This window comes from Methylocystis sp. IM3 (assembly GCF_038070105.1).
GTDB lineage: Bacteria > Pseudomonadota > Alphaproteobacteria > Rhizobiales > Beijerinckiaceae > Methylocystis.
In genome coordinates this window covers 31,655-48,546 of the sequence record NZ_JBBPBZ010000004.1, presented here as the reverse complement: position 1 = coordinate 48,546, position 16,892 = coordinate 31,655, and the positions used below count along the sequence as shown (strand labels likewise).

General features: G+C 61.7%; 11 protein-coding genes and 8 pseudogenes. 9 read left to right on the top strand and 10 right to left on the bottom strand.

All coding sequences use genetic code 11. The features are described 5' to 3' along the window. Positions 1-513: 513 nt before the first annotated feature. A pseudogene (locus WOC76_RS20420) lies at positions 514-917 on the bottom strand (type II toxin-antitoxin system VapC family toxin). A 183-nt stretch (positions 918-1,100) separates the two neighbouring features. After that, positions 1,101-1,208: pseudogene (locus WOC76_RS20410) on the bottom strand (FitA-like ribbon-helix-helix domain-containing protein); the annotation flags it as partial. Between the two features lie 553 nt (positions 1,209-1,761). Between WOC76_RS20410 and WOC76_RS20405 the strand changes: the two are divergent. Both WOC76_RS20405 and scpB read left to right on the top strand, forming a co-directional pair. After that, complete coding sequence (locus tag WOC76_RS20405) at positions 1,762-2,784, top strand: DUF1403 family protein (RefSeq protein ID WP_341102324.1); 1,023 nt, start codon at positions 1,762-1,764, stop codon at positions 2,782-2,784. After that, positions 2,781-3,479 (top strand): SMC-Scp complex subunit ScpB, encoded by a 699-nt coding sequence (gene scpB / locus WOC76_RS20400; protein ID WP_341102326.1) that lies wholly within the window; start codon positions 2,781-2,783, stop codon positions 3,477-3,479. The genes WOC76_RS20405 and scpB overlap by 4 nt, the downstream gene beginning before the upstream one ends. Before the next feature lie 33 nt (positions 3,480-3,512). On the opposite strand, the pseudogene WOC76_RS20395 reads toward scpB, so the two are convergent. From WOC76_RS20395 to WOC76_RS20380, 4 genes and pseudogenes are all read right to left on the bottom strand, one after another. Then, positions 3,513-3,665, bottom strand: a pseudogene (locus tag WOC76_RS20395) (efflux RND transporter permease subunit); the annotation flags it as partial. A 130-nt stretch (positions 3,666-3,795) separates the two neighbouring features. Next, a complete protein-coding gene (locus WOC76_RS20390) occupies positions 3,796-5,178 on the bottom strand; it encodes a HAMP domain-containing sensor histidine kinase (RefSeq protein WP_341102328.1) in 1,383 nt (460 codons plus the stop codon). Further along, positions 5,175-5,837, bottom strand: coding sequence for a response regulator transcription factor (locus tag WOC76_RS20385; protein ID WP_341102332.1), 663 nt, complete (start codon positions 5,835-5,837; stop codon positions 5,175-5,177). Before WOC76_RS20385 ends, WOC76_RS20390 begins: the two co-directional genes overlap by 4 nt. After that, complete coding sequence (locus tag WOC76_RS20380) at positions 5,837-6,277, bottom strand: PepSY domain-containing protein (RefSeq protein WP_341102335.1); 441 nt, start codon at positions 6,275-6,277, stop codon at positions 5,837-5,839. Before WOC76_RS20380 ends, WOC76_RS20385 begins: the two co-directional genes overlap by 1 nt. 142 nt (positions 6,278-6,419) lie before the next feature. On the opposite strand from WOC76_RS20380, the gene WOC76_RS20375 reads away from it, so the two are divergent. After that, positions 6,420-7,613 carry an efflux RND transporter periplasmic adaptor subunit gene (locus WOC76_RS20375; RefSeq protein WP_341387498.1) on the top strand — a complete coding sequence of 398 codons (1,194 nt, stop codon included), beginning with the start codon at positions 6,420-6,422 and terminating at the stop codon, positions 7,611-7,613. Positions 7,614-7,655: 42 nt separating this feature from the next. On the opposite strand, the pseudogene WOC76_RS20370 reads toward WOC76_RS20375, so the two are convergent. After that, a pseudogene (locus WOC76_RS20370) lies at positions 7,656-7,868 on the bottom strand (transposase zinc-binding domain-containing protein); the annotation flags it as partial. 9 nt (positions 7,869-7,877) lie between these two features. Next, positions 7,878-8,368: pseudogene (locus tag WOC76_RS20365) on the bottom strand (tyrosine-type recombinase/integrase); the annotation flags it as partial. Between the two features lie 199 nt (positions 8,369-8,567). On the opposite strand from WOC76_RS20365, the gene tnpA reads away from it, so the two are divergent. The 3 genes and pseudogenes from tnpA to tnpC all read left to right on the top strand — a co-directional run bounded on the left by tnpA (position 8,568) and on the right by tnpC (position 10,958). Continuing rightward, entirely contained in the window at positions 8,568-8,996 is a 429-nt protein-coding gene (tnpA, locus tag WOC76_RS20360) for an IS66-like element accessory protein TnpA (RefSeq protein ID WP_445928480.1), read from the top strand. Beyond that, positions 8,993-9,349, top strand: coding sequence for an IS66 family insertion sequence element accessory protein TnpB (tnpB, locus tag WOC76_RS20355; protein WP_281804396.1), 357 nt, complete (start codon positions 8,993-8,995; stop codon positions 9,347-9,349). Before tnpA ends, tnpB begins: the two co-directional genes overlap by 4 nt. A 50-nt stretch (positions 9,350-9,399) precedes the next feature. After that, positions 9,400-10,958, top strand: a pseudogene (gene tnpC, locus WOC76_RS20350) (IS66 family transposase). A 7-nt stretch (positions 10,959-10,965) separates the two neighbouring features. Here tnpC and WOC76_RS20345 read toward each other — a convergent pair. Next, the gene (locus WOC76_RS20345; protein ID WP_341101747.1) at positions 10,966-11,403 is read right to left on the bottom strand and encodes a hypothetical protein; all 438 of its coding nucleotides are present in this window, start codon (positions 11,401-11,403) and stop codon (positions 10,966-10,968) included. A gap of 125 nt (positions 11,404-11,528) precedes the next feature. On the opposite strand from WOC76_RS20345, the pseudogene WOC76_RS20340 reads away from it, so the two are divergent. The 3 genes and pseudogenes from WOC76_RS20340 to WOC76_RS20330 form a co-directional block, all read left to right on the top strand. Next, positions 11,529-11,783, top strand: a pseudogene (locus tag WOC76_RS20340) (IS701 family transposase); the annotation flags it as partial. 542 nt (positions 11,784-12,325) lie between these two features. Then, positions 12,326-14,257 (top strand): outer membrane protein, encoded by a 1,932-nt coding sequence (locus WOC76_RS20335; RefSeq protein WP_341101749.1) that lies wholly within the window; start codon positions 12,326-12,328, stop codon positions 14,255-14,257. Between the two features lie 484 nt (positions 14,258-14,741). Further along, a pseudogene (locus tag WOC76_RS20330) lies at positions 14,742-15,008 on the top strand (transposase); the annotation flags it as partial. Positions 15,009-15,038: 30 nt separating this feature from the next. Here WOC76_RS20330 and WOC76_RS20325 read toward each other — a convergent pair. Continuing rightward, entirely contained in the window at positions 15,039-16,655 is a 1,617-nt protein-coding gene (locus WOC76_RS20325; protein ID WP_445730557.1) for an ISL3 family transposase, read from the bottom strand. Positions 16,656-16,892 lie beyond the last annotated feature (237 nt).

The window sequence follows — 16,892 nt, the reverse complement described above, 5'->3', positions numbered from 1 at the left end:
ACTTCCTCCGACAGGCCCCCGCGCCCACCTGCGGCGAGCGCTGTCCGCCCAACGAGCGGCTCGACGTCCTTGTCCTTGAGCCGTTCGGACCTGGCACCGCCCATTTTTGCGGCGATTCAGGGGAAGGGGCTATGACCAAATCCGGCCGAGCCGCGTTCATCCCCAAGGCGAAGCCCGCGGCGACCGCCACGGGAGAAGATCAGGCCGAATACGATCGCAGTCGCCAGGGCGGCGGCGCGAACCCCAGGCGATCCGCTTTTGAGCGGGCTTCGTTTCGGAGCTTGGACCGGCCTCCAGTCGCCGGGCGGGCAAAGCGCGATCGCTCTTCAGCAAAGAGAGGGGAGGGCCGAGTCGCTCGGCAAAGAACAGCCGCGCAGAAGGCCCAGCCTCGCGGCCAGTCGAGGCGCCCGGGCAGAAATAGGAGCAGCGCGAGAATCAGCCGAAACCGGACGGCGCCCCGCACCACCTTTCCGGCTAGGTCATCGATAAATCTCTCTCCGATCCGGATCGGCCTTACGGCTGCGTCTCCCCGGGGATTGGCCGCCAAACCCCGGTGTCGTCGAAATCTCTGACGTTGCGGGTGACAAGAATGAGGTCGTGAACGATCGCGGTCGCGGCGATCAGGCCGTCAATGTCTCCGCGGGGACGAATGGCGGCGACGCGCCCCCATTCAACGGCGATCTGGTCGGTGACTGGCAGAATGCGGTCGCCATGGTCGTGGCGCAACTTTCGCAGCCACTCGGTGAGACGTCGGCGACGGGATCAAATTTCTGCTTGAGCGCAATGCCGCGCATGACCTCGCCGAGGGTGAGGGCGCTGAGATAAATGCCGCCCGGCTCGACTGCTCGTAGCCATGCAAGCGCCTGCGCCGACCCGCGCCGGGCTTCGGAGACGACATTGGTGTCGACGAGGTACATCAGAAAATCGCGCCGCGGCTCGGCTCGCGCGCGCGCCATGACCGCCTCCGCCAATTCGTCATCCCAGGCCGGACCCGCGAGCAAGTCGTCGACGAGGCTTGGTCGGCCGGGGCAGGGGGCCTGCTGGTCGGCGGCCGTTGGCGCCCCCGGGGCCTCAGTTTCCGGACGCGCGGCGTCCTCACTGATGGCGAGCAGCTCGCCCTGGAGCGAGCGGTGATGCCGCTCGGCGCGCCGGCGGAGCCGCTCGACGACGTCGTCCGGCGCGTTCTTGATGGAGAGATTGACGGGCATCGTTCTATACTAGCATAGCACGCCAGGGGGCGCGTCGCCAGCCGCCCCAATCCGGGCGGGCCGGCATCACGTCTCACCGACAACGCCGCGCTCCCCGACCGACAAGGCCCGTCTCCGGCGGGTTTTTTCATGCCGCCTGGGCGCGCCGGGCGCCCGGCTTTCGCTCGGCGCCCCCTTCATTCATCGCCACAGCCCGTCGTGGTCGCCTCCACAGCGCGACGCGGTTCCGAATTTTTTCGCGCCAAACTCCGACGCCCATCCGCTCGACGCACCGCGCGCCTTTCGGTCCTCCTCGTCGCCTTTGGCGATGTCGTCCTCGTTGTCGCCGCCCAAGAGATCGTGTTTGGCGGCCTGGCGCGCTCTCAGGCGCCAAAAATCCGACGCCTGGGCGCGCTGCGGGCGGCCCAAAAGCCGCTGTCCGGCCCCGTAGAGCAGGGGTTTGCCGCTATGTCCGATAAGCGCAGATTATCGGACATAGAAACCACAAGACAAGCCCGGCGGATTGGGCCGGAAATTGCGTGACAAAGCGCCGCTGTCCGGTAGGATTCTTTGCATGCACGCACTTGATTCGACCTCCGCGTCCACGCCCGTTCCCGCCGCAAAGCGGCCGCCGCGCGCGCGCCGCACCGGGGCGGAGCAAGCAACGCAAGCCTTTGACATTCGACCCCTTCCGCGCTGGGCACGAACCCAGGGTCCCGATCCGGGCGCGGCCTTTTCCGCCGCCGCCGGCCTGGCGCTGTTCGACCAGATTCTGCGCGGCGCCGACGGGGGCGAGCCGGTCTATGCCGGTTGCCTGCGCCAGCGCCTTGCGCTGCGCGCCGCCGATTCCTGCGCGGCGCTTTGCGGGCTGCGCGAGGACGCGGCCGCCTTGCGCGACGCCGAACATCTTGCCGGCGGCGGCGAGACCAGCCCTGTTGGGCGACTGCACCGGCTGTTTCGACTCTATGCATCGCTGCCGGCGCGACTCGATGCGGCGACCTCGCGCACGGCGGGGCTTCTTGGACTAAATGAGGCGATCGACGCCGGCGCGCTCGCGGAAGTGGCGACCTCGGCGCCCGATCCGCTCACTGCGGCGGCACGGGCTAGCGCCGCGGCGATGAAACTCTGTCCGCCCTCCATAGACGCGGAAGTTTTCGCCTTCGTCGTCGCCGATTTTGCGTTAGCGCGCCGTCTCGACTGGACGCGGCCAGTTCCGCTCTTCGCCGTTGCGATCCTGCAGCCGTCGCTTCGGCGTGGGGCAGGGGAGAGGGGTCACCGTCCGCGACCGACGGACGACGACTGGCCCGCCTCCGTCGCGCGCGCTTACGGCCTCGCGGTCGTCGAGGCGCATGCGCTCGCCGTCGACCTGTCCCGGCGAGCGCAAAGGCTTCTTTCCGTAGCGCCGGTCTTGCGCGCGAAGGGCGCGCGTCGCGTCGTCGATCTCCTCCTCGCGGATGACGGCGTCACCCCTTCCGCCGCAGTGGCCCGCGTAAGAATGTCGGATCGCGCCGCGCGGCGGCTGTTCGACCGCCTCGTCGCGCTCGGTGCCGCGCGCGAGCTCAGCGGGCGCGACACCTTCAGGATCTATGGTCTATGAGCCGCGCCAACGCCGCCCGTCTTGATCGCGATCTCTCCGACCTGCCGGAGGGGATGCGCTGGCGCGAGTGGATGCTGCGCGCCGAGGCGGCGATCTTCGCGTCGGCGAAGCCGGTTTCCCGCGAGACGCTCGCTGGACTTATCGGCGACGCGTGCCGGCTCGACGCGCTCATCGGCGATATCAATGAAGAGCTGAAAGCACGGCCTTACGAGATCATCTTCGTCGCGGGCGGCTGGCAATTTCGAACGCGACCCCGCCACGCCGAAACCTTGCGGGCCCTGGCCGGGACCAAGGATGCGGGGCCGCCGTCTTTCACCAAACTGGAAATGCTGGCGCTCTCGGCCATCGCTTATCAGCAGCCGGTCACCCGCGCCGAACTCTCGCGTCTCGCTGGCCACGACATCAGCCGCGACATTCTCGGCCGGTTGAAGAGCCTCGGCGTCATCGCGCCCGGCCCGCGCGCTCCTCAGCCCGGGGCGCCGATCGCCTGGGTGACGACCGCCCGTTTCCTCGAAGTCTTCGCGCTCGGCAGCCTGCGCGATCTGCCCGATCTCGACGCGCTGGGCGCCGCTCGCGCCGTCGGGAGCGAAAGCGATGACGAGATCGAGGGCGTCCTCGACGATGCCCTCGGGCTGTTCGAGACGCCCAGCGCTTGGGACGATGACGCACTCACTGAGACGGATTGGGAGGAGTGACGAGAGGAGCCGCGATGCGCCAATGAAACGCGGCACTAAGCCGCCAACGATTGCAATGCCGAGAGGTCGGCGCATCTCGGCGCCTATTCCCGTCGCCAGCGCCAACGGCAAAGCTCCAAAGATCGCCGACAGGGTCGTCATCACAATGGGACGGAAGCGTTCCGTCGCCGCCTCGAGCGCCGCTTCCCCCCGCAACGATCCTGTCCATCGGTGCTGGCGCCCTCAAATCGAGGGATATCCCATTGGAATATCCCTGTCTTCTCTCTGCCCTCAGCCGGGTCGCTGGGCAATCGCAAGCCGCTGCGTCCAATTGTCGTCATTTGGGCGCATGCAAATCTCGGCGACGGGCAGCTGGCAAGGCGACAACCACTTGCAGCCCGTGCGGCTCGCGCATTCCAAACCTTATCTCGCCACCGTAGGCCTCGAGAATGTCGGCAGCGATCGCGAGACCGAGTCCCGAACCTTCGATGGTTTCGTCCAGCCTTACGCCTCTCCGGCCAAGTCTGGCCAGTTGGTCTGCTGAAACGCCTGGGCCGTCGTCTTCGATAAGGATGCAGAGGCTGTCTCCATCCAGTTCGGCGACGCGGATTTCGGACCGTGACCATTTGAGGGCGTTGTCCAAGAGCGCGCCGAATAATTCGGTCCCGTCTTCCTCCGAGACGCTGGTTCTTGCAGTGCTCGGGAGCTCGATTCTCCAAGATACCGTCGCCCCTTTGGGGCTGCGGGACAGCGTCCTGATGACGCCCTCAATTACCTCGCGCACCCCGGTCGACTGTCTGGCCGTCGCCGCGGCCGATTGCAAACGCGCCCTGGAAAGCTCACGGTCAATCTGGCGACGCATGCCAAAGGCAAGATCATGAAGTTCGCTTGCGATTTCTGTCTCGCCCTTTCGGGCCAGACGTTCCGCATCCGTCGCCAGCACCGTTAGCGGCGTTTTGAGCGCATGCGCCAAGTTGGCCGCGCGCGCCTTGGCGGCTTCGATGGTCTTCGCCTTTGCTTCAAGCAGCGAATTGACCTCGCCGACGAGGGGCATGATCTCCTCTGGGCCATCGACTCGAATCGACTTTTGTTCCCCGGAGCGAACGGCGTTGACGCTACGGCGGACGGCTTCGAGAGGTCTCAGGCCGACCGCAATCTGTCCCCATGCAGCCGCCAGGAGAACCGCGGCCAGAATTGCCAGAGACTGGGCGACGTCGCCGGCAAATTCGCGTCGCGCCTCGATAATCTCCTTGCGATCTATGCCGGCGATGATCCTTAAAAGATGCTTCTCCTCGCCAACGGTAAAGATAACGCCGCGCTCGCTGACGAAAAGAGTTTCGCCATTCGGCCCGGGCAAATCATGCCGGTGAACCGCGCCCGGCTTCAGCGGATCATCGGGGAGTTCGATGGCGTGGTCCCACAATGAGCGCGACCGCGATTTAGCGCCCGTGGCGTCGTCGCTCACTTGCCAGTAAAGACCGCTTAATGGCGCCTCGAAGCGGGGATCCGCCAACCTCCCATTAATCTTAAGCGCGCCATCCGAAGATAAAGAAACATTCGCGGCGAGTTGGCGAACGTAGGTGTCGAGTTCTGCTCCGATGCGGCGAACGACATAACGTTCAAACACGTCAACAAGCCCAACGCCAGCAAGAAGCAGGGCGATAATCAAGGATATCGCGGCCGCGACCAAGAGGCGCAGACGCAAAGACTTGCCGCTCATCCGTCCACGCCAATCGTGTAACCGAAGCCGCGGCGCGTCTCGATGCAGTTAAGCCCGATTTTTTTGCGGACGCGTCCGATCAAAACTTCAATAGCGTTGCTATTCTTATCGTAATCGTGAGGAAACAGTTGCTCCATCAATTCTGAATGTGGAACCACGCGACCGGAGTGGTGCATCAAATAGCTCAGCAGTCGATACTCCTGTGGCGTGAGGTTGACTGGGGCGCCATCGCGGGTCAGCCGCATCTGGCGCGTATCGAGGCTCAACGGACCGACGGTAATGACCGACGTGGACAGGCCGGCCGACCGACGCACGATGGCGCGAAGCCGCGCCAGCAATTCTTCCATCTTGAAGGGTTTTGGCAGATAGTCATCGGCCCCAGAATTGATGCCCTCAACCCGTTCCGCCCAGGTGTCGCGCGAAGTCAGGATCAGAATAGGCATCCCTCGGCCATTCGCGCGCCATCTTTTCAAGATGGTGAGGCCGTCGAGACGGGGTAAGCCGAGGTCGAGAATGACGGCAGAGTAATCTTCGGTGTCGCCCTTGAACCAAGCTTGTTCACCGTCGCCTTCCCAGTCCACCAGATAACCTGCTTCAGTGAGCGCCTCCTGGACGTTGCGAGCGATGCGCTCGTCGTCTTCTATGAGTAAAACGCGCATTATTTGCCTCTGGTCTCGATGACTTCGGCTGTTCGCGCATCGATGAACGCTTCGACCATGTTATTCCCGGGCCCGATTACCTTGAGTTCATACACCCAGACGCCGTCGTTTTGCGCGAGCTCAATGCCGACGACATCGCCAGAGATAGTCTTGCGGACTCGAGACAGAACCGTCTCCAAAGGCAGGATCTCCTGGCGAGCAAGAGCTCCAAGGGCAATGTCATGATCGTCAGCTTTCTTGCCTGATTCGCCGCCTATTGCGGCACCGCTGGTTACGGCTATGGAAAGCGCGAAGAGCGCCCGGCTGCAGGTTTTTCGCCCAATTCTGACCATGAATTCAGTATGCCGTACTGCGCCTGTCAAATCGATAACAGTCGGAGATAGCCAGCCTACAGCTTCGGGCTGATATGAGGGGCAGCGCTGAGCGTGTTCGCCAGACACAAGACTCTCCAGGCGCCGGCCGGGGTGGTCTTCGGTTCGGATTTAAGCGCAGTTGGGAGCTGCCGAGGTGGATAGCAACGAACGTGGGCTTGGGCCTCTCCGGGGCGCGCTTGTCGAGCGGGCGCGGCGAAGCAGCGCTAAATTGCGCTCCCGCTGGCTTCTATTCGCTGCAGCGATCCTCGCAGCCGCCTTTCTGGTTTCGTGGTTTCCGCAGCTTTGGGCGCCACTGCGATCAATCTTTCCGACGAAGACGCAAGTCAGCGAGCCTGTCGAGCAAAAGACGCCCGAAAGCCTCATTCAGCTGACGGATGATCAAATTTCAGCCGCCAAGATCAGGATCGCTGCCGTCGGCCCTGGCCTCATAAAGCGCCGCCTCACCGTGCCGGCGGCCCTCAACCCAGAGCCAGACCATCTCGCCCGCGTCGCCGCCAAGGTTTCGGGCGTCATCGCCGAAATGCGTAAGAAACTCGGCGGGGAGGTTGCGAAGAACGAAACCATCGCCGTCATTGACTCTCGCGAGGTCGCCGACGCCAAGAGCGAGTATCTCGCGGCGCTGGCCAATTTTGACTTGCAGTCGCAGCTGTTCCAGCGGGAGAAGGGCCTGTTCGAGAAGAAGATTACGGCCGAGCAACTCTTCCTGAAGGCAAAGACGACCTTCACCGAGGCGAGGCTGCGGCTCGATCTCGCCCGTGGCAAGCTTGCGGCGCTGGACCTCTCAGAAAGCGAGATCGCCGCTCTTGGCTCACAGCCCATTGCGCGGCTGCGTGAGAAGGAGATTCGCGCCCCCATCAAGGGGCGGGTCATCGAACGTCTTGCGAGTTTGGGTCAGCCCGTGACGGGCGAAAGCCAGCTATATGTTCTTGCTGACCTCTCCGAGGTTGAGGCCGATCTCGCCGTGCCAGTGGCGAACCTCGCCAGCGTGCGGGAGGGCCAGCCGGTCGTCTTGAAGGCGCCGGACGGCCGCAGCTTTCAAGGGAGGGTGCGGGTCGTCAATGCGATGATCACGCCCGAGACGCGCACGGGCGATGTTCTAGCGACTTTCAAAAATCCAGATTTCGCGCTTCGTCCTGGCGTCCTGCTTAATGCCGAGATTACCCTCGAGCAGAGCCCGGTCAAAATCCTGGCTCCGCGCGCGGCCGTTCAGCTCGTCCACAACGAGCCGACCGTTTTCGTGCGCGTGAAAAACGGTTTCGAGAAGCGCGTCGTGGAACTGGGCGACGGCGACGAGAATTCCGTGGAAATCGCCAAGGGTCTCAAAGCGGGCGAGAGGATCGCGGTCGCCAACAGCTTCGTGCTCAAGGCCGAAGCGGGCAAGAGCGAAATCCCCGAGGAGTGACGGCCAAAGACCATGATGCAGCGGATCATCGCCTTTTCGGGGAACCGGCAGGAGTTCGGCGCGACGATCGGCAAGCCATTGCGCGCGTGCGAGCCCCTGGCACTTGGGGCAGTGCCGGTTGCGACAGCTATTATAGGCGACACGGAGCTGGCCGCAGTCCTCGCACTGCTCGACATGCCCACCGAGCGTCGCGGTCCGGCACGCCTCGATGGCGGCCATCGTGCGACGCTGGTCAAGGAGGCGCGGCGACAACATCGCGTATCACTCCTTGCCGCCTTTGCCCACTTCGACGTGGATCAGCATTCGTGCGCTGTCGATCGAGGCGACCTTTAGACGGGTGACTTCCCGGACCCGCAATCCCGCCGCATAAGCAGTCGCGAGCGCCACCCGGTTGCGAAATCCTTCGACCGCTTCCAGGAAGCGCACGACTTCATCGGCGTTCAGAACCGCTGGGAGCTTCTCGGGCTCGCGGCCGAAGACGATCCGCTCGATCGCGTCCTTTTGCCCCAAGGTCACGCCATAGAAGAACCGCAAGGCGCAGGTGACCTGGTTTATGTGCCCCCAAGAATGCTTCTGCGCGACGAGATGCAGCTGGTAGGCGCGGACCTCCTCCGTGCCGAGTCGGTCTGCGGATGAATTAAAATGGCGGCTGAATCTCGCCACCGCGTAGATGTATATTGCTGCGTCGCCTGCGACAGGTTGCGGATCGTCATGTCTTCGATCATGCGTTGGCGAAGAGGGCTCGTCGTAGCCATCGGGGCTCCTGTGCTGAGAGGGGTCGATGTGACGATCACATCCTCTCAGACAGGAGGCTTCACTTCAGCGGTCTCGCCGCCGCTCCCGCGTAGCGGGTTCGTTCGTAAGCGGTGCGAGCGGCACACCTCGTAAAATTCTAATTGGCGAGCGATCCTCTTCGTGTGATTTGGAGCGGAGGAGGATCGGATGGATCATTCCATGCTTGAAGCCATGTATGAAGGCAGAACTTATCAGCGGGTGGAGGTGATCACCGGGAGCCGGCGTCGGCGCAGTTGGACGTCGGCAGAGAAGGCCCGGATCGTCGCCGAGAGCCTGGCGCCGACCGCGAATATATCGGATGTCGCTCGACGCAACGGCGTGAGCCGTGGACTATTGACGGTCTGGCGCCGACAGACCCGGGAGGCGCTAAAGACGCCGGACCATGTATCGCTGTTCGCGGCGGTGCGCTTGAGAGCTAACGAGGGACAACGGGGCAGCGCCACCGCGATTGACGAGGAGACCGAGGCGGCCTCAGTCGCGTCCTGCGCGATCGAGATTTCAATGGGGGATGCGACGATCCGTGTCCCGAAGGGCGCGGACGGCGCGACGGTCGATGCAGTGATTTCGGCGCTGCGTCGCTCGCGATGATCTCCATCGGCGCGCAGCGACGCGTGTTTGTATCGACGCGGCCAGTCGATTTCCGTAAGGGTGTGCACGGTCTCGTCGCGCTCGTGGCGGAAGATTTGAAGTGCAATCCTTACTGCGGCGATGTCTATGTCTTCCGCGCCAAGCGCAAGGATCGTTTGAAGCTCCTCCTCTTCGACGGCTCGGGAACAGTGCTGGCGACCAAGTGGCTGGAGAACAGCGACTTCGCTTGGCCGCCGGTACAGGACGGCGTAATCGCTCTGACGCCGACGCAGTTCGCGATGTTGTTCGACGGCTTGTCGGAATGGGCGCGCATCGTGCCGAAGGCGGTGACGAAGCCGAATAAAACGGCGTGACATAGCTGCATTAGCTGGAGCTTCCGCGGGCGCGATGGTACATTCATATCATGGCGCTTCGCTCCACGCTCCTTCCATCGGATCCGGCTCTGCTGACGGAGTTGGCGCTCGCGCTCGAAGCGGAAAACGAGACGCTGCGGACAACGATCGTGACGCTGAAAGCGCTGATTTTTGGCGCGCGCTCCGAGCGCTTTGCCGGGCTGGGCTCAGAGCAACTCGCGCTCGACCTTTTGGAGGGTCGCGCCGAGGAGACGCGGAAGACGGCGGCGGGGAACGACGACGTTCCGCCAGGCGAGCCAGCCAGCAAAACACCGCGCAAAAAGGCCGAACGCAATATCGGGAAGCTGCCCGAGCATCTCCCCCGCTGCGAGCGCGTGATCGAGCCGGCGACGACGCTGTGTCCCTGCTGCAAAGGAAAAATGCATCGCATCGGAGAGGATGTGAGCGAGGCGCTCGACCGCGTTCCGGCCGTGCTGCGTGTCTTGCGCACGATCCGGCCCAAATATGCTTGCCGAGCTTGTGAAAGCGCAGTCGTGCAGGCGCCAGCGCCGGCGCAATTGATCGAAGGCGGCATGGTCTCGACGGCGCTCGTCGCCCATATTGCCGTCGCCAAATACGGCTGGTTGTCGACCCTCTACCGTCAGACCGCCATCCTTGCCGGCCAGGGCGTCGTTGTCGATCGGCAGACGCTGGCGCGCTGGATGAAGGGGACGGCCTGGATGCTGAAGGGCTCTATGATCTGCCATTGGCGGTGATGCATCGCTGTCCGCGGCTCTTCTGCGACGAGACGCCGATGCCTGTGCTGGCGCCCGGGCATGTGAAGCTCCGACAGTTCTGGGCGCATGCGACCGACGACCGCCCGTGGGCGGGACCTGCTCCGCCTGCCGTCGCCTATGTGTTCGCTGGAGGCCGCAGCAAGAAGGAGATCGCATCGCAGCTTTCCAGCTTTACAGGGATCTTGCAGGTTGACGGCTACGCCGCCTACAAGGCTCTGGTTAAAGACCAGCGCGCCGAGAGCTGCATCACGCTCGCCTTCTGCCTCACTCACGCACGTCGCAAGTTCGTCGCGGTGTTCAAGACGACGAACTCGCCATTCGCCAAAGAGGTCATCGAGACGATCGCAATGGTCTATGCGATCGAGAAGCGCATTCGCGGCAAAAGCGCCGACGAGCGGCGCGCTATCCGGCAGGTGGAGACAAAGCCAATCATGGAGGCGCTACACGCCCGCTTGGTCGCCGTGCGCGATGGACTGTCGCAAATCTCGCCGCTGACCAAGGCGATCAACTATACGCTCGCTCATTGGAGCGGACTGACGCGCTTTCTCGGTGACGGCCGCATCGAGCCGGACACCAACATCGTTGAGCGCCCTATTCGCTCGATCGCTATCGGCAAACGCAACTCACTTTTCGCCGGCGACAATGGCGGCGCAGAAACATGGGCGATCCTCTCTTCGCTGATTCAGACGGCGAAGCTCAATGGCGTCGATCCGGAGACGTGGCTCGCAGATGTGCTGGAGCGCATGGTCTCCGGCGCGACGACCAACAACCAGCTCGCCGAGCTTCTGGCGTGGAACTGGAAAGCTGCGCGTGAACAAGGCAAATCGGCTTGATCCGCCGTCAACGCAACAGGTTCGGCTCGCTGGCCGTTTCCGCGTCCCTCGTGTCCGAACAGATCGACTCTTTGATCAGCCGCTCCGTCGTCTGCTCGAAATAGATCCAAAGGTCCGTGTGCAGGTCGGAAAATTGCCGCCATACGACGGTGTCGAAAAAGCGCCGCGGCGCTCTCACCATGATCGTCGTGCGGCGTTGCCGCGGATAGCGAAAGGGACGCACGCCGTAGCGTCGGCACAGAGCGACGAACAAACGCACCGACCATTCGTCCGGCAGGGTGAACTTCATCTCGACGGGAGGATCGCTGCGCGCCGCCTCATCGAGCTTTGCTCTCAACCGATCGGCCGCTGCGCCGGCCGCCTCGCGCTCGCCCGCGCTCGTCGAGCCGAAATACAGCGCCTCGACCTTCTTTAGCCGCTCGCGAAGCTGGTCCTCGATCATCATCGGCGTCGCTCCTCATGAGCCACAACGCCACTCCTCTCATCGCTGGTCAACTGTACAGGTGACGCCATCCACAACCGATCGACGTGTCCCAGTCGCACCGCTTACGTTCGTTCAATACGCACTCAATCGAAAGATTGGTGAAAATCGAAGGGCGTCGTTGGGCTATCGAAGATAGCTTCGAAACCGCGAAGAACGAACTCGGCCTCGATAACAACGAGACGCGTTCCTGGCACGGATGGTGTCGTCATGCTTCGCGCGTCATGCTGGCCTTCGCCATGAAGGCCGCGATCCGGGCTCACGCCAACGCCGTTACGTCGCCCCCAAAAACAATTCGCAGCACAAAGATCCTGGCGCGTCGTTCCTCCTCGAAGATTCACTGATCCATTGGTCAATGCAAGAAATTCGTCGCCTGGCGACGCGCCTGGCCAGAAAACGCATTCGACCTGAGTTTGTCATAGCTTGGTCGCTTTGGAGACGAGCCCACCAGGCCCAGGCAAAGCGTTCCCACACCAAACTACAACTGTAATGGTTTCCCATAAGGCTCGGAACCTTTTATTTTTACGACCACGATATGACCAGACGTTACTGTACGTATCGAGCCACTGAGAAGGACTTTATCTATATTTCACCTTCGATCCGCCAGTTTGTTGTTTGTCATGTTGGCATAAGAAACGGCAGCATGCTTATTTAAGGTTGCAGGTGTTGTAATTCAGCCACACTATCAGCAAATTGATTTGTAATGGCTTTAACAGCCACACGTTAGCGTTATATAGTGTAGATATATAGCTGGATTTCGGCGGAGGCATCTAGCCGGTGGAATCGACGTAAAACCAAACGCAGATGCCGAATTACGACCCCCAAAAATTCAGCCGACTCTCCCCGCCATAGGACGGTCGGCTCGTTGTAAAACTCTGGAACGTAAATGCGAAAAAGAACAGCTCAGACGCTCTGCGCCGCTCTCAGCCTGAGTGGATTGAATGCAGCTTTTGTGCCGGCACAAGCGGAAGACGCTTTGGTCGTGCCGTCTTTCGGTCCACAGGAGGAGCCGGAAACGCCGCCCCCGCCACCCCCGCTTTCCGTATTCGGCGACAACATGCCGGAACCGGGAAAGGCGACGCTTTCCGTTATTCCCACATTTGCCAATAATTCCCATTCGCTCATAGGCACAAAAGGGGTCTCCTCCCAATATATTGTGTCGACGACTCCGTGGTTTTGGAGCCCTTTGGCGTCGAACGTGCGTATTGTTCCGCAAAATCAGTTCACCCAGGCGCAGACTGTCACGCTCGCCTACGGTATCGCAAAAAACTTATCCATCGTGCTCGCCACGGGCATGGTTGAGAAGCACTCCGACCTCATGACCTTCTATGGAGAATCCAACCTTATACCGCGTGGGATGAGTTTTCCGGGGACGGATAGCCTTCAGGATTCGTCAGCTGCGCTCATTTGGCGTGCTTACGAGGATCCGATCCATCGAATAAAGCTTAATCTGGGGGTGTCCTTTCCAACAGGAAGCAATCACAATCTGGGTGGCGCGCTGTTGCAAACCGGCGGCGGTTACACTATCGGCCGGGCCTTCTATGGCATGCAATCAGGAACGGGCACGTATGACGTGCTGCCGGGCGTCATGTATGCGGGGAGAATTGCGCCATGGTCGTGGGGCCTCTCCTATCGAGCCCGGCTTCCTCTTACTTACAATCCACAAGGATACATGTGGGGCAATTATCAGGAGGTGAACGCCTGGGGCGGTTACACTTGGTTTCCTGGGTTCACGACGACAATCCGCGCCAACTTTAATATTCAGAGCCCGATCGCCGGAGCAGATTGGCTGATGCCAGGCAAGCTTCAGAGCGCGAACCCGAATTTTTACGGCGGCAAGAGAATCGAAATGTACGCCGGCGCGGACATTGACGGAAAGCTCTTCGGCGCGCCAGGCTTTACGATCGGCGTCGAAGGGGGCGTGCCGGTTTACCAGAACCTTAACGGTCCGCAGCTCTCCAAGAACTGGCAGGCAGGTATGGCGCTGCGTTGGAAGATCGGCGACCCGCAGGCGAAAATGGTTGCTTCCGCATCGCCTGTGTTTAAGAACACGAGCCTTGCCGCCACGTTGGTGCCGGTTGCCTCCTGGGCTGGCCTCTACTTCGGCGTGAACGCCGGCTCTATTTGGGCTGGCGACACCGACACCAACTTCAGTTATGTAGGCTCTGGCGGATTTGTTTCGCTCTGGCAGTCCGGGGCTCTGCCCTCCAGCATCAACCTGAATAGCAGAGGCGTCCTCGGCGGTGGTCAAATCGGCTACAATTATCAGTTCCAGGAAAAGATGGTTGCCGGCCTAGAAGCGGACCTCCAAGGGACTGCGGTCGGCATCCACAGTAGCACTTCATGGCAGGGGGCTCCCGCCACCTTTCTTCAGGCGGGGCGCGACCAGCGCAATCTCGGCACAGTGCGCGCTCGCGTGGGTTATCTCGTGACGCCGACCACGCTGCTTTATGGAACAGGGGGGTTCGCCTTCGGCGAGACTGATCTCAACGCGACCTATTTCAGCCCGCTTCTTAAACCGGTCCTCAACTTGGGGGGCAGTTGGCTCGGGTATGCCGACATGAGTCCAGGATGGGCGGCTGGAGCGGGTGTCGAGTGGCTGTTCCTCCTGAAATGGAGCCTCAAAGCTGAATACCTCCACTGGGACCTCGGCGTCGCCAACACGGCGAAGGCTGGGCTACCCTTATATTATACTTCCTCGAAAGGGCAGCTCTCTAGCGTCGCTTACCAGGCGCCCTTCAACGGGCACGTCGTCCGCGCGGGCGTAAACTACCACCTCAACTGGGGCATTACGACTACGGTCACGACTGCCAACTGAGCGTCTAAAGACGATACGTGAACGCGGCCATTGTTCGCATGTGATATATTGCAACCGAACAATGGCCATTTGACCTTGCCCGCGTTCGGCGTCTCCCATAGCCGAGCAATTATGCGACGAGCCTTTCTCTTTCAACCAGCCGCATTTTCTCGACACCTACGACATCATGCCAGGAATTGTTTATTCGGGCTATTTGGGGCCAAGAGGCGTTCGCTATGCTTTTGTGTCCCCATCGAATCGGATCCGACGCCAAAGTCTTGCAGCGCAACTTCGAGGGCCGCGTGATCCGGGGGCATCATTCCTAGCGGTGCGGCATCCGGCAAGCCGGAACCCCGTTCAAAGGGCGCGGTTTTACGCACACGCAAATGGAAGCGCCGCAGATTGCCCCGCTCCGTATATGAGGACGCATGTTTTGATCGCGGGGTCTGGCGGAAGCGTAACCGAGAAATGAATCGCTATTGGCGTTTTTTTGGCGTCAAGTACAATGCTTCCGGGAACGAAGCTTACCTCAGATGTTTCCGCATTGGATCGGGAGCGTGAAGCCAAACTTCACTCACTGTGCCGTCTGGGGATCGCCGATAGGCTTGCCCGCGCATTTCCGGATCGGCGCGATCCGTCCCGGATCACGCACACGCTCGCCGACATGATCCGCGCGCGCGCCTTCGCCATCGCCTGCGGCTACGAGGACGCCGACGATCTGGACAGCCTGCGTGTCGATCCCGCGTTCAAGCTCGCCTGTGGCAGATTGCCGGGTCTTCCTCACTTTCTGTTGCAGTGGCCGCTACGCAGGAAGCAAGCGCGCACGGAGGAGTTCTGGCCCCGCTCGGCCATACATCGTTCGTTTGAGCGCCTTCAAACGATTGATTTGTCCTTCCGTCTGGCCGTTGCTCCACGGCTCAGTGATCGCATTTCTCACCGCGTCGATGTCTCTCTGCGCCGTGCGAGCGAAACGTTGCATCGCGTACAAGCCCGATTTCTGGGCGTCTCTCAGCCAAGCGCCAAGCTTGCTGGCGCTCTTGCTTTTGAACAGGCCCCTGAATCGCATGGCGAGCCGACGCATCGCCGCGAACTCTGGCCAGTCCTTTTTCATGGCATCGACTTTTGCAGCTTGATTGACGGTCAACAGCCCACGCGGCTTGATGCAAAGCGCGGCGGCGATGATCGGCGAAATCGAACGTCCGGTCGCCGGATCCAGTGGCTGCGGCCTTGGGACAATCGGTGCGGTCCTTGCAGTTTTGCGTTTCGGATTGCGCCATTTCGCCAGCAGCCGTTCGAGATTTGAGAAACTGCCAGTGTAACCGCGCGCTTTGATTTCCTGGAACAGGCGACGACCGCGCACGCAACCTTCCGACCAGCGGCGTGATAAATAATCTTCGAAATGCCGAGGGGATGTCATCTTTGGCGCTACAGCGCTCCGCTTGGGAGGCGCTTCGGCTCGGATCCATTTCGCGACCGTGCGGCGATCGAACCCCGTCTGTCGCGCGATGTCCATCACATTTCGACCCTCCTTGTGGAGCGCCCGAACCTGATCGAAAACCGCTTGCCTTGAACGCTCGTTCGCCACTCTGGTGAGACGGCGATGCTCAGCGCCGCCGTGCTTATCCCGCACGCTGGCAACCTCTTCGCCGTCCGCCGGCAACAATGGACGTGCGGAAAACCCTGCCGCACGGCCCAGTTGCGCCTGAACCGCCTCCCGTAGGTTCTGGAGGATATGAAAGCGGTCGGCGATTTGCCGCGCCTGCGGCGCGCCTTCGTGGGCCCCTTGGGCGAACGAACCGCAGCGATCGCGGCTGATGATCTCGACGCTGGGATGCCGCTTGAGCCACTCCGCGGTCATGCCTGCGGCGCGCTCGGGAAATAGATCGAGCACCTCCCGGCGCTCCAAGTCCACGATGATGGTCGCGTAAGTCGAGCCCTTGCGCCAAGCCCAATCATCGACGCCTACGACGCGCGCCGTCTCCTCCGAGCCGCGCGCCTTTACCCGTCGTTTGAGACAGCGCAGGATCGTGTCATCGCTGGTCGGCATGCCAATTCGCTTGATCAGGCGCTCTCCCGGACGCCCGCCCACGCCATGGCCGAGAAGATAAATGATTTCGGTCGCCCGCTCGGTGCGGCGCGCTCGAGGCGCCGCGACCTCGGCCAGTTGCGCGGTGAACGTCTTACGCTCGCAGCTTTCGTTTCGACATTGCCAGCGCTGGAGGCGAAGCTTTACAGCGACAGGGGCGCCTTGCGCCGGCAGATCCTGGAGATGGCGCTCATGCCAGCCGTATCGGCGCGTCGAGCGTTTCCCGCAGTCTGGACAGACACCAGACCCGATGGCCGTCGCCGAAATCAGCCAGTGGCTGCCGGATTGCTTGGCGTCTAAAATACGAATGCCCTGCCCGAGGGCCAAACCGATTTTCTTTGCACGCGGCCAAGCTATGGTCTCTACCCCAGTCGATCAAGGGCGCAACAGAAAGTGAGGAAGAACCGTCCGATGAGAGAGAGATCGAGGCGTAAGAAGAGTTGGGCCGTCGGAGGGAATCACGCGGCAGGAAGCAAGCATGCTTCCTTTGCGCATCTAAACAGAAGCTTAACATTCCTGTCATGTTCAAGCGGTAGGCCAACGGCTCACTTCTTGCAATGCAGAATGCCA